Raw genomic sequence first — 11829 nt, 5'->3', positions numbered from 1 at the left:
ACAATAGTAATACTGAATGGAGTTTTTAAGGTGCTTGTCGCCTTAAAAACTACAAAGATTATTGTAGTAATAATAGGAGTTTTTAAGATAGCTAATGCTATCTTAAAAAACGACTAGGATTATTACAATAGTTTTAAAGGTGCAATGCACCTTTAAAAACGCAATAAAGATTATTTGTAATAACACAAAAGGTACTATCCTTAGCACCTTTTTTACTTCTTTAAACTCTAAAATATTTTTCAAATTATTTCACATTAAATTTTTTTAAAACTTAATCATAAAAATAAAATTATTTAAAAATCGTAATTTGAATTTTAAAATAATTAAGCGTAATTGTTCTATAATCACGCAAAAAGGAGCAAATATGAGCTATACAAAAATAATTTTAAAAAGTGATGAAAAGCTATTAAATATGATAAAGGCTTTGTTGGAATTTTCTAATACTGATTTTAATATACAAAAGCTTAATGAAGAAGAAAGCGAATTGCTAGAAGCAATAAAAGAATGCGAAGAAAACACAAAAATGATTTTAGAAGGCAAGAGAAAACCATTAAGCTTAGATGAGTTTAAAAAAGTTTCTATGAGTTGGTAATGTATAACATTGATTATTCTAGCCTTTATAAAAAGACTTTTAAAAAATTAAACATAGATGATAAATTACTTGTTTTAGAAGTAATTGATATTTTAGCAAGTGGGAAAAAATTAGATATAAAATACAAGATTATAAATTAAAAGGTAATATGAGCAGATATAGAGAGTGCCATATTAAGCCTGATTTGCTACTTGTTTATAAAAAAGATAAAGATATTTTAGTCTTAACTTGTGTTAAGCTTACAAATCACAATAATTTAAGTAAAAAATAATATGAAAGAATTTAATTTTGATAACGCTACAAAAAATCCATATGTTGATAAGAGTTTTATAACACAAGAATACCAAGAAGAAAGACGATTAGTCAGTCAAACTATGGCAAAAATGGAAAAAGAGTTAGACAAACTAGAGATTTTATCAGTATTTAAAAGATTAAAAGAATTAGATTAAGAGATTTCGCTAAAAGCTTGATAATTTAATATGCTATAAGATAACGATTACAAAAGTAACAAATATGAATGTAACAATTACAACAAATAATAATCCGTATTTTTAAAGGCTTTAAAATAGATTTTAAAAAATTAAGTAAAGAAGATAAAAATCTAACGCTAGATATTATTAAACGCCTTGAAAATGTTGAAGTCTAAGAGCTGATTTATAAAAACTACGCATTGTAATGGATTTAAAAGATTGTAGAGATTGTCATATCAAAAATGATTTAGTGCTAGTGTATAAAAATAAAAATATATTAATTCCAACTTGCATTAGCACTATAAATCATAGCAAAATAAATAATTTAACATAAATTAGATTTTAGCGATATATTTTTATTGTAATTATTTTAAGGTGCTATTCTTAGCACCTTTTTTATAAAAACTAAGCAAAATCAAAAAACTAGCATAAAAAATATTTATGATTGTTTTAAATTCCGTCCTTATAACCAGCGTTTTTTCTTAAAAAATATAATAGGTATTATTGTAGAGATTATCATTAGGCTCAAGGTTATAAAATACCCATATTGGAATTTTAATTCAGGCATATTCTCAAAGTTCATTCCATAAATTGTCCCTATTAAAGTAGGTGGCATCATAGCAACGGTAACAATGGTAAAAAGCTTTATGATTTTGTTTTGTTCTATGTCAATTTTGCTAGTTAAAATCGTCTGTATATTATCCAAAATCCCAAGTTGCGAAAGGCTAAAATCTATTAAAGAATTTAAATCTTTTAAAATTATGTCTAAATTCTCTTTAATATGAACGCCTATTTTATCGCTTTTAATAAGTGATGATAAGGTCTTTTTCTTCTCAAACAACGAATATCTAATCTGCATATTTAAATCTTGAAGATTTGAAATCTTAGCAAGGTAAAAATCATAATCAAGAGCATTTTTTTGCTCTAAAATCTCGGTTTTTAGTAATCTTGAAACTTTATCAATCCACTCTAGCACATCTCCATCTTTATCCACTCTCATATCAAAAATCTCGCTTAATATCTCATAGCCACTTTTATAATGAGTTGGATTTGCTAGAATTATGTTTTCTACAGAAGCAAAGGTCGGAATTTCTCTAGCACGGATTGTAAATAATACTTTTTTATTTAGTAAAAATGTAATCGTATCTTTTGTAGTGGTTGTTTGATTTAGAGCGTCTTTATTTAAAAACACATTATTAATAGTAATAGTATCTTGCTCTTCCCAATATCTCGCACTTTCTTCTATGTTGTATTTTTCATCATCGTTTGGAATTTTAATATTAAAATTATTTTCTATATAAGCAATCTCATCTAGGTTGAAATTAAACAAATCTACCCATAAAGTATTTTCAGGTATTTCTTCATTGATATTAATAGTGCGTTTTAATACATTTAAATTGTCTTTATAATAAATAAAAAGCATAAAAATCCTTTATAAATTTTAATTATTATAATGAAAATTTTGAAATTTTAAATAGGATTTAAGGCTAAGCTTAAATCCTAAAAATTATTGTTTTAATTGTAAAAGTGTGTTAAGCATTTGATCACTTGTAGTAATTGTCTTAGAGTTTGCTTGATAACCCCTTTGAATTACGATTAAGTTTGTTAAAGATGTGCTTAAATCAACGTTAGACATTTCAAGGCTACTTGCTTGGATTTTACCACGACCACCTGTTGTAGCAGCTCCGATTACTGGCTCACCTGAGTTTGATGTTTGAGTGAAAACATTGCCGCCTTCAGCTTCTAAACCTTCGTTGTTTGTAAATGTCGCCATCGCAATTTGTGCTAGACCAAAGCTTCTACCATTTGTAAAGCTTCCGATGATTGTTCCGCTTTCATCAATTCTAATTCCGTTTAAGTCCCCACCACTAAAACCATCTTGAGAAATACCACTTGTATTGCTCTCTCTATCATAACTTGTAATTCCATCAAAATCATTTGGATTACCGAAATAAAAATCTATGTTTTGATTAGGAGTTGAGCCGTTGTTTGCTGTAAAGCTTACTGAACTTGGGCTAAATCCTTGTAATGAACCATCGCTATTAAATCTAATTGTTCCTGTTAGGACATTTTTTGGACCTTCGCCACTAATGTTGATTTCACAAGGCTCTGGAACTTGAATTACTATTCCCCACTCTGTGCCACCATCATCTGTGTAGCCGATTTTTGTAAAGTCATATTTGATTGAGTGTTTTGTCCCAAGTGAGTCAAATATATCAATACTTGAACTATGTGCGCTCATATAAAGCCCTTGAGTTTGACGAATTCCATCTCCACTTGTAAGTGCTCCTTGCATACCTTGCATAGTTTTCATAAACTTATCGTTTTCATTAACATTATTTGCCGGATTTGTTAGATTGCTAATGCTTAAGAACATATTGAAATCATCTTCATTGTTGTTTGCATTTGCAGGAGTTGTTAAAGCTGGATTTAATTGTATAAATTGTGCTTGTTGTTCCGGTGTAATTTGATCCCAACCAGCTAAAGGAGGGTTCATACCGCCTGGTAAGATTGCACCATTTGCAGGAGCTCCATTAAATAATACTCTAGCTCTATTATTAATTGCTTCTGTGCTCATATCAGTAATATCGCCATCATCAGCATTAAATGCGTCTCCTTTAGGATTTTTGATAACGAATTGTCCTTTAGCATCTACTATGATTTCAACTCCATCATTTTTAGTCCCATTTGTACTCCATTGATCATCAGCTATTTGTCTTCCATCGTAATTTACATAAAGTCTTGCATCTTTTTGCATAGCTTCTCTTAAATCTTCTGTGGTATTAAAGCTTCTTTCGGTATTTGCATTTAATGCGTGTGCTGTATTAGTTGGGTTTGGATCATAAGTATATTGATAAGCAGTAATTACTTCTATACTCCTGCCATTACCATTGCCGTGATGCTCTATGGCAGTTCTTAAAATACCAGTATTATCTACATTTGCTCCATTTCCAGCTCTTACAACGATATTTTTCATAGCTGCTGTTGTGCCTTGCTTATTATCATTTACTAATATTAGCTGATTTCCATTTACTATATCGGCTCTTACACCTGTTTTACCACTTACTCCATTAATAGCAGTTGCTATATCAGCTACAGTTGAAACACTAGCAGCTATTTGAGTTCCGTTAATTTCTATATTTAAATTAGCAGCTACATTAAATGTTCCGTTATTATCGATAGTAGGTGCATTATTTCCAGCATTTCCCAATGTTAATTGACCAGTTCTAGCTTCTGCATAACTAACCCAAATTCCTTGACCTTTTCTAAGTCCAAGACTTTCTCCACTAGCATTGAATAATACCCCCATATCAACGCCACGCTCATTTAAGCGTAATTCACCATTTTTGTTTGTAATAAAGCTATTTTGTGAAACATCGTTTTCTTTATGCACACCCGCATCAACCTTAATACCATCGCCGTTTATATTAGTCCATTCGTGATTGCTATCTAGCTGATAGATTGGAGTTTTTTTATCGCCTATGCTATTACCTGAATTTAGGTTTGCTTTTAAACTAACTAATGTTGTAGGATTTGCAGGGGTTGTAAGACCTGGTTTTATTACTATATTTCTAATTGGAGAAGTAGTATCAACTTCGCCTGTAACTTCATCTCTTAACCAACCTTGCGCTATATAACCATTATTATCAACGAAGTTACCATAAGCATCACGAACGAAGTCCCCGTTTCTTGTATATTTATAAGTTTTACCACCATCAGGGCTTACTACGAAAAATCCATCGCCTTGGATAGCTAAGTCTGTGTTTTTCTTTGTTGTTTGGATACTTCCTTGAGCAAAAATCTTAGTAATTGAGTTAATTTGAGTTCCAAGTCCAACTTGCATAGGGTTTTTACCACCTAGCTCTCCTTGTGGAGCTGTTGCAACTTTGCTTGTTTGGTTCATCAAGTCGTTAAAATTTGCACGAGAGTGCTTAAAGCCTGTTGTATTAACGTTTGCTATGTTATTACCTTCTACGTCCATTGCTATTTGGTGTGCCTGAAGACCTGATACTCCAGACCAAAGTGATCTCATCATTTTTATATCCTTGTAATTAAATTCTCTAAGCAAGTTTTAGCAAAAGGTGTTCCAATTTTATTTTTTTATATTAAAATGTTTATTTAATACCGAAAATAAGGGGATTTTGTGGATAGTGTAAAAAATAATTTTAGATTAGATTTAATAAAGTGCTTATCAAATACAAGATTACAAAGTTATAAAGACTTAGACGAGCATTTTAAAAATCTTAAATTAATTTCAAAATTATCCCCAAAAATAGGCATTTTAGAAATAACTTTAAGAAATTATTTAAATGATATTTTGGCAAAAAAGTTTAATAATGATGATTGGCTTTTAGATTACGAAAATGAAAGTATAAAAGAACAAATAAATAAATTATATAAAAGCAAAAAAAGAACACCTACAAAAGATGAATTATTAAGCAATCTTACGCTAGGAACGATAATTAAGATTATTGAAGATGAAAAAATTGAGAAGTATATATTTTCAGATTTAGACTTAAAAAGATTTGATAAGAATAATAAAAACTACATAATAATAAACGGGCAAAAGACTAATATATTTTTAGATAATAAAAATAAAGCATTATTAAAACTATTTTTAAGTCTTAGAAATCGTGCAAGTCATTTTGAGAATTTATTGAAAATGAGAAATAACAAATATTCTAATATTAGTTATAAATTATATGAAAATTGCTATATCAGTATAAATCCAAGAAATTTAGAAAGATTTTTAGATGATTTGATAAGTGATTTTAATGAAGATTTGATAAGCAGAGTAAAACTCTGCTTTTAAGAGTGTCAAGACCACTCACGAAATACATTTCATAATATCAAAAAAAAATTAATCATAAAAGCTTTATCAATGTTTGTTAAAATCAGCTTTTATTAAAAGGAGAAAAATGAAATTTTTAAATATTCAAAAACTAAGCACTGAAAAGCTAGAAAATATGGGTTTTACTTGGCATACAAATGAAGATAAAAAATCATATGTAGATGATAAATTAATAATAATTAGCGAAGATGAAGCAAATAATTATTATAACGCTTGCAATGAGCTATATGATATGTTTATAAACGCAGGTTCTTATGTAATTGATAATAATCTTTTAGATAAACTTGGCATTCCTTTTAATCTACACGAAGTTGTGAAATTATCTTGGGAAAATGAAGTTCATTGGCATTTATATGGGCGTTTTGATTTAGCTGGTGGGCTTGATAATTTACCTATTAAATTGCTTGAGTTTAATGCGAATACTCCAACGGCACTTTTTGAAACGGCGATTTTACAATTTGAGCAATTAAGACTAAATAATTTAGATGAAAGCAATCAATTCAATCACACTTACGAAGCAATCGTTGATAATTTTAAACGCTTATCAACTTTAGATGAAGATGTAAGTAATTTTGATGAAGTATATGAAGGCTGGAAAATACTTTTTACAAGTGTAAAAAATACTGAAGAAGAGCTAACTACAAGATTGCTTATGCAAATGGCAAAAGACGCTGGATATGAATGCGAGTTTGCTTATATTGAAGATGTTGAATTTAGCGAAGATGGAGTGTTTTTAGCTGATGAGAATTATGAGTTTTGCTTTATGCTAATTCCTTGGGAAATAATAGCTATTGAAGAAAGCGAATTAGCACATTTACTAACAAAAATAATCAAAAACCAAAAAGCAATTATCCTAAATCCTGCTTATACATTATTATTTCAAAGCAAGGCTATTTTAGAGATTTTATGGCAGCTTTATCCAAATCATAAATATTTATTAAAAACTAGCTTTTTACCACTTGAAAATACTAAACAAGTTAAAAAGCCGTTTTTTGGTCGTGAAGGTGCAAATGTTACGATTTTGGACAAAAATGGCGAAATAATTACAAAAAATAATGGAGATTATGAAAATAACGGATTTATTTATCAAGAATTTGCAGAACTTAACGAATATAATGGCGAGTTCTATCAAGCTGGGGTATTTTTTGCCTACGAAGCGTGCGGACTTGGATTTAGAAAAGGTGGAACTATTATAGATAATTACGCACAATTCGTAGGACACATTATTAAATAAAGGAAAAATATGCAAGAAATTCTAAGTCTTACTTCATTTGTAGTTGATTTTGATATTAAAAAGAATTTAAAACAAGAATTACAAAATTATAAAAATATTTTAGTTATTGCCGGAGTTACGGCATTTGCGAAATTTAAAGATAAATTAGAATACGCAATTAGTGGCAATTATCATCTAACGCATACTAAAGAATGCTCGTTTAATGATATTAATAAAATTATAAATGAATGCAAAGGCTTAGAATTTGATTTAGTCTTAGCAATTGGTGGTGGTAAAGTTTTAGATACTTCAAAATACATAGCAAATGCTTTTAATCTAAAAATAATTACTATACCAACAATCGCTGCAACTTGTGCTGCTGTATCTGCTCTATCTGTTATTTATGAAGATGAAAAGTTTAAAGAATTAGCGCTTTTTAAAGAACCACCTTTTAAATGTTTTATAGATTTAGAAACTATTAAAAACGCTCCTAAAAGGTATTTAATAGCAGGTATTGGCGATACGATGGCGAAATTTTACGAATTTGATTTGCAATTAAAATATGCAAAAGCTAATAATATAGGCGTAAATTACTCAAATTCTTTTGGCAAAATTTGTAGTAATTTGTGCGTAGATTTAAACTATGAATATGCAAAATCTTTAAATGATGATTTGAGTTTTAAAAATGTCGTAATGTCAATAATTGTAAATACTGGCTATGTTTCACGCTCAATTAATATTGAATATAATGGAGCTTTTGCTCACGCAACTTGCTATGCGATAAGTTATATTAAAGAAATAGAAAAAAACTTCTTACACGGAGAATTAGTAGCATTTGGTATTTTAGTCCAATTACTAATTGAGAAAAAATATGATGAATATGAAAAATTGCTTAAGTTTTACAAAGAAATCAATTTACCTACTAAAATAAGTGATTTTATAAAAGAAGATGAGTTTTTAAAACATATTGACAAAATAGCTAGTTTAGTCCTTGCATCTAGCGATGTTATTAATCTAATTAATCGTGGTTTTATAACAAATCTTGATGAGATAAAAAATGCTTTAATTTATAAAAAGGAGAAAGAATGAAAATTGTATTTTTAGACGCAAACACCTTAGGTGGAGAAAACATTGACGCATTTAAAGAATTTGGCGAAGTTGTATTATATGAAAAATCATTGCCTAATGAAGTAGTAAAAAGATTAGAAAAATGCGAAGTAGCAGTGATTAATAAAATCAAAATGAGCCGTGAAGTTATGCAAGCTTGCCCTGATTTAAAACTAATTTTAATTAGTGCAACGGGTATGAATACGGTTGATTTGCTTGCGGCAAAAGAATTTAATATCGTAGTTAAAAATGTAGCAGGTTATAGCACAAAAAGTGTGGCTCAACATACTTATGCTCTACTTTTATCATTAATGAACGAAACTCTTTATTATAATGACTACACAAAAAAAGGCAATTGGGCTAAGAGCGAACTATTTTGCGATTATTCAAGAAGAATTTACACAATAGAAGGCAAAACTTGGGGAATTATAGGACTTGGAGCTATTGGAAAAGAAGTTGCAAAAATAGCACAAATGTTTGGTGCTAATGTGGTTTATACAAGTCTTAGTGACAATAATTACAATGCTGATTTTAAAAAAGTTAGCTTAGAAGAATTGCTAAAAAATAGCGATATTATAAGCATTCACGCTCCACTTAACGACAAATCATATAAATTAATCAGCGAAAAAGAACTAACAATGATGAAAGATAATGCGTATTTGCTAAATCTTGGGCGTGGCGGGATAATTGATGAAGTAGCACTCGCAAAAGCAATTGATAGTAAAAATATCCGCGTTGGACTTGATGTTGTAGAAGTTGAGCCAATGAGTGCTGATAATCCTTTATTAAACATAAGCAAAAAGCAAAATCTAATAATCACCCCACACATAGCTTGGACTGCTTGTGAATGTGTTACAAGGCTAGTAGCAATGATGGTGAATAATTTAAGAGATTTTTTAAATGGTAAATAAGATTTACTTAGGGCTAATTTTAGCCCTATTCTTTAGCTCTTGTGCTAAGCAAATTCCAACTACAACTATAAATCTAACTATTAAAAGCGATATTATTAAGTTTAAAGGACAAGGTTTTTTAAAGGATAATAAAGGTGATTTAAGTCTTGATTTATATACACTTGGAAAATACATAAATACTTTTAAAATCAATGAAAAAATATGTTTTAACAACGAATGCTATACCAAAAAAAGCTTTAATGAAAAATTCTTTGGCAAATGGTATTATGATGATTTGTTAAAAGATATAATTTTATGTAAAAATATATTTTCTAAGAAAAATTACTCAAAAACTCAAAATGGTTTTACTCAAATAATTGGTGATTTAACTTATGTTGTTGATGATTTAAAATGTGAGTTTTCTTCAAAAAATATTATCATTAAAATTAATAAATAATAAATTTTATTATTCTATAATAATTTTTTCCTAATAATCTAATGAAATTTACAAAAAAATATTATATTTAGATGGAATTTATAATAAGGAGAAATTATGAAAAAAGTATTATTTTCATCAGTTTGTGCAGTGGCACTACTAGGGACAAATGTATATGCAGTAGAAAATAGTTTAAGTAATAGTTTAGATACTTTTTTAAGTCAAAAAACAGAGTTAGAAAGCAAGATTGAAGCTCAAAAATTAACAATCACTCAAAAAGAAAATGGTGTAACAACAGCTAATAATGATTATTTAGTAAAAGACAAAACATATAAAGATTTATCTAAAGCTATTAAAGACGCTACAACTATAGTTGGAGAAAAACAAGGCTTAAAGAGTAAAGCTGAGCTAGAACATACAGACTTAGTAAATCAAGGTAATTCTTTAAATACTCAAAAAGAGACTTTAAATCAAGAATTACAAGGAATAAATGATTTAATTACTAAAAAAGAAACAAGTATTAAAAATTTGACAGAGCAAATAGCTACTTCTCAAACTAATTTAACTGCTAAAAAAGATGCTTATGATGATTTGGTAAAGCAATTAGGGGTATTAAATACAAAACACGCTGAATTATTAAAAAAGGAAGAAGTAGCACAAACAGAGTTAGAAAAAGCTAGAGAAGCATTAAAGAATAAACCAGAAGATGAAGAGTTAAAAAATAAAGTAGTTGAAGCACTTAGAAATCAAGAAGAAGCTCATCTGGCTGTAAAAATAAGTGATGACGAATTAGAGCCTTTAGCAACAAAAAAAGGAAAAGCCTTATTTGATTACAACGAAGCTTCATCTTCTCATAATAAATTGGTATTCAATAAAAGAGATGAAGAATTAAAGCTTACAAAATATAAAGAGAATTTAGAGTTAAAAAATAAAGAAATCCAAGCTCAAGAGCAAAAAATAACAGATAATAAAACTTTACAAGCTCAAGCCCAAACCAAAGTTGAAGAAGCAATGAAAGTATATGCAGAAGCTCAAACTAAAGTTGAAGAAGCTAAACAAAATCAAGCTAACGCTAAAACAGCTTTAGATAAAGCAAGTGAAGACCTTGAAAAAGCTAAAACAGAGCTAACTACAGCTAATAAAACTTTACTAGAACTAGAAGAGCAATTAAAAGAAATTCAAGCAAATATTACAAACAATACAGAAGAAGGCAAAAAAGCTAAAGAAGAGTTAATGTCAAGTGGTATTTATACGGCTAATACTCAAACTCACGCTAACGCATTAATCAGTTTAGCAGCTTCACACAATGGAGATTTAAGCAATGCAGCTCCTGAAGTAAAAGCACAAGCACAAACCTTAGCAAATCAAATAGCTACAACAATTTTAGATGAGAAAAAAGACGATATAACAGCAGAAGCTCTAAGCACTTTAAATGTTCAAATCAATAATATGAATAAGCGTTTAGGTGAAGTGCGTGGTTTAAATGCGGATATTGGGACTTGGTTTAGAATTTATGGTGGTCGTTTTAGCAATGGTAACAATAATTTTAATTACTATTCAACCCAAATTGGTGCAGATAAAAAAACTAGCTTAAATAATGCTGATATTCTTGCTGGTGTGCTATTTGGCTATGATAAAATCAATGCAGGTGTAAGAGCAAAAGACACTAGCGTAGGAGCGTATTTAAGTTATATTCATAATGATGGATATTTTGCTGATTTGGTATTAAAATATATAAGAAGTAGTTATGATAGTAAATTTGTTGATGTTAAATCTCAAAATTCATTCTTAGTTAGTGCAGAGGGCGGATATAGATTTAATGTAAATAATAATTTTTATCTTGAACCAAGCCTTGAGATAATCACTGGATATATCGGCAAATATGAATCAAGCTTAAAAATCTTTAATAAGTTTAAAATAAATGTAGATGCTCATTCTCCATTAATATTTAAACCACAAATATTTGCAGGTTATAGCGTAAATGATTTTACATTTAGAGCTGGTGTTGGGGCAGTAATTGATACTCAAACTAAAGAAGCAGACCTTTTAATAGGCGATATTATAAAAGGAGTAAATGCTAAGGTAAAAAGCAAATTAGGAGCTAGCGATAGAGGATTTGTAAGCGTTGGCACAGCATATACATTTAGCGATAATTTAAGATTGAATTTAAGTGTTGAAAGAAGCTTTGGCACAAAACTTACAAATGATTATGAAATAAACTCAACCATTAGATATACATTTTAAAAAAAGGGCTTTAAGCCCTTTTTTA

General features: G+C 29.0%; 13 protein-coding genes. 11 read left to right on the top strand and 2 right to left on the bottom strand.

Annotated elements, in window-relative coordinates; all coding sequences use genetic code 11:
• Window positions 1–364: 364 nt before the first annotated feature.
• The 5 genes from AVBRAN12647_RS09225 to AVBRAN12647_RS09205 all read left to right on the top strand — a co-directional run bounded on the left by AVBRAN12647_RS09225 (window position 365) and on the right by AVBRAN12647_RS09205 (window position 1396).
• The gene (locus AVBRAN12647_RS09225; RefSeq protein ID WP_336615077.1) at window positions 365–592 is read left to right on the top strand and encodes a hypothetical protein; all 228 of its coding nucleotides are present in this window, start codon (window positions 365–367) and stop codon (window positions 590–592) included.
• Window positions 592–732: a hypothetical protein gene (locus AVBRAN12647_RS09220; RefSeq protein ID WP_336615076.1), complete on the top strand. Its 141-nt coding sequence runs from the start codon at window positions 592–594 to the stop codon at window positions 730–732. The genes AVBRAN12647_RS09225 and AVBRAN12647_RS09220 overlap by 1 nt, the downstream gene beginning before the upstream one ends.
• A gap of 8 nt (window positions 733–740) precedes the next feature.
• Window positions 741–863 carry a type II toxin-antitoxin system mRNA interferase toxin, RelE/StbE family gene (locus tag AVBRAN12647_RS09215; RefSeq protein WP_336615075.1) on the top strand — a complete coding sequence of 41 codons (123 nt, stop codon included), beginning with the start codon at window positions 741–743 and terminating at the stop codon, window positions 861–863.
• 1 nt (window position 864) lies between these two features.
• A complete protein-coding gene (locus AVBRAN12647_RS09210) occupies window positions 865–1041 on the top strand; it encodes a hypothetical protein (protein WP_336615074.1) in 177 nt (58 codons plus the stop codon).
• Between the two features lie 226 nt (window positions 1042–1267).
• The gene (locus AVBRAN12647_RS09205; protein WP_214150303.1) at window positions 1268–1396 is read left to right on the top strand and encodes a type II toxin-antitoxin system YafQ family toxin; all 129 of its coding nucleotides are present in this window, start codon (window positions 1268–1270) and stop codon (window positions 1394–1396) included.
• Between the two features lie 129 nt (window positions 1397–1525).
• On the opposite strand, the gene corA is transcribed toward AVBRAN12647_RS09205, so the two are convergent.
• The gene (gene corA / locus AVBRAN12647_RS09200; RefSeq protein WP_214120399.1) at window positions 1526–2485 is read right to left on the bottom strand and encodes a magnesium/cobalt transporter CorA; all 960 of its coding nucleotides are present in this window, start codon (window positions 2483–2485) and stop codon (window positions 1526–1528) included.
• An 84-nt stretch (window positions 2486–2569) separates the two neighbouring features.
• A complete protein-coding gene (flgE, locus tag AVBRAN12647_RS09195; RefSeq protein ID WP_336615073.1) occupies window positions 2570–5098 on the bottom strand; it encodes a flagellar hook protein FlgE in 2529 nt (842 codons plus the stop codon).
• Window positions 5099–5206: 108 nt separating this feature from the next.
• Between flgE and AVBRAN12647_RS09190 the strand changes: the two genes are divergently transcribed.
• The 6 genes from AVBRAN12647_RS09190 (at window position 5207) to AVBRAN12647_RS09165 (ending at window position 11804) form a co-directional block, all read left to right on the top strand.
• Window positions 5207–5875 (top strand): hypothetical protein, encoded by a 669-nt coding sequence (locus AVBRAN12647_RS09190; RefSeq protein ID WP_214118900.1) that lies wholly within the window; start codon window positions 5207–5209, stop codon window positions 5873–5875.
• A gap of 106 nt (window positions 5876–5981) precedes the next feature.
• On the top strand, window positions 5982–7148 hold the full coding sequence (locus AVBRAN12647_RS09185) for a glutathionylspermidine synthase family protein (protein ID WP_214118902.1): 1167 nt from the start codon (window positions 5982–5984) through the stop codon (window positions 7146–7148).
• Window positions 7149–7157: 9 nt separating this feature from the next.
• The gene (locus tag AVBRAN12647_RS09180) at window positions 7158–8216 is read left to right on the top strand and encodes an iron-containing alcohol dehydrogenase (RefSeq protein WP_214118903.1); all 1059 of its coding nucleotides are present in this window, start codon (window positions 7158–7160) and stop codon (window positions 8214–8216) included.
• Window positions 8213–9145 (top strand): D-2-hydroxyacid dehydrogenase, encoded by a 933-nt coding sequence (locus AVBRAN12647_RS09175; RefSeq protein WP_336615072.1) that lies wholly within the window; start codon window positions 8213–8215, stop codon window positions 9143–9145. Before AVBRAN12647_RS09180 ends, AVBRAN12647_RS09175 begins: the two co-directional genes overlap by 4 nt.
• Window positions 9135–9581, top strand: coding sequence for a hypothetical protein (locus AVBRAN12647_RS09170; protein ID WP_336615071.1), 447 nt, complete (start codon window positions 9135–9137; stop codon window positions 9579–9581). Before AVBRAN12647_RS09175 ends, AVBRAN12647_RS09170 begins: the two co-directional genes overlap by 11 nt.
• Before the next feature lie 96 nt (window positions 9582–9677).
• A complete protein-coding gene (locus AVBRAN12647_RS09165; protein WP_336609060.1) occupies window positions 9678–11804 on the top strand; it encodes an autotransporter outer membrane beta-barrel domain-containing protein in 2127 nt (708 codons plus the stop codon).
• Window positions 11805–11829: the final 25 nt, after the last annotated feature.

The organism is Campylobacter sp. RM12647 (assembly GCF_020138135.1).
GTDB lineage: Bacteria > Campylobacterota > Campylobacteria > Campylobacterales > Campylobacteraceae > Campylobacter_E.
Note: the sequence above shows the minus strand (reverse complement) of the source record. Positions and strands in the feature narration are given on the sequence as shown.

Coding starts and splice junctions, on each gene's coding strand:
- AVBRAN12647_RS09225 (WP_336615077.1), top strand. CDS start 365: ATGAGCTATACAAAAATAATTTTAAAAAGTGATGAAAAGCTATTAAAT.
- AVBRAN12647_RS09220 (WP_336615076.1), top strand. CDS start 592: ATGTATAACATTGATTATTCTAGCCTTTATAAAAAGACTTTTAAAAAA.
- AVBRAN12647_RS09215 (WP_336615075.1), top strand. CDS start 741: ATGAGCAGATATAGAGAGTGCCATATTAAGCCTGATTTGCTACTTGTT.
- AVBRAN12647_RS09210 (WP_336615074.1), top strand. CDS start 865: ATGAAAGAATTTAATTTTGATAACGCTACAAAAAATCCATATGTTGAT.
- AVBRAN12647_RS09205 (WP_214150303.1), top strand. CDS start 1,268: ATGGATTTAAAAGATTGTAGAGATTGTCATATCAAAAATGATTTAGTG.
- corA (WP_214120399.1), bottom strand. CDS start 2,485: ATGCTTTTTATTTATTATAAAGACAATTTAAATGTATTAAAACGCACT.
- flgE (WP_336615073.1), bottom strand. CDS start 5,098: ATGATGAGATCACTTTGGTCTGGAGTATCAGGTCTTCAGGCACACCAA.
- AVBRAN12647_RS09185 (WP_214118902.1), top strand. CDS start 5,982: ATGAAATTTTTAAATATTCAAAAACTAAGCACTGAAAAGCTAGAAAAT.
- AVBRAN12647_RS09180 (WP_214118903.1), top strand. CDS start 7,158: ATGCAAGAAATTCTAAGTCTTACTTCATTTGTAGTTGATTTTGATATT.
- AVBRAN12647_RS09175 (WP_336615072.1), top strand. CDS start 8,213: ATGAAAATTGTATTTTTAGACGCAAACACCTTAGGTGGAGAAAACATT.
- AVBRAN12647_RS09170 (WP_336615071.1), top strand. CDS start 9,135: ATGGTAAATAAGATTTACTTAGGGCTAATTTTAGCCCTATTCTTTAGC.
- AVBRAN12647_RS09165 (WP_336609060.1), top strand. CDS start 9,678: ATGAAAAAAGTATTATTTTCATCAGTTTGTGCAGTGGCACTACTAGGG.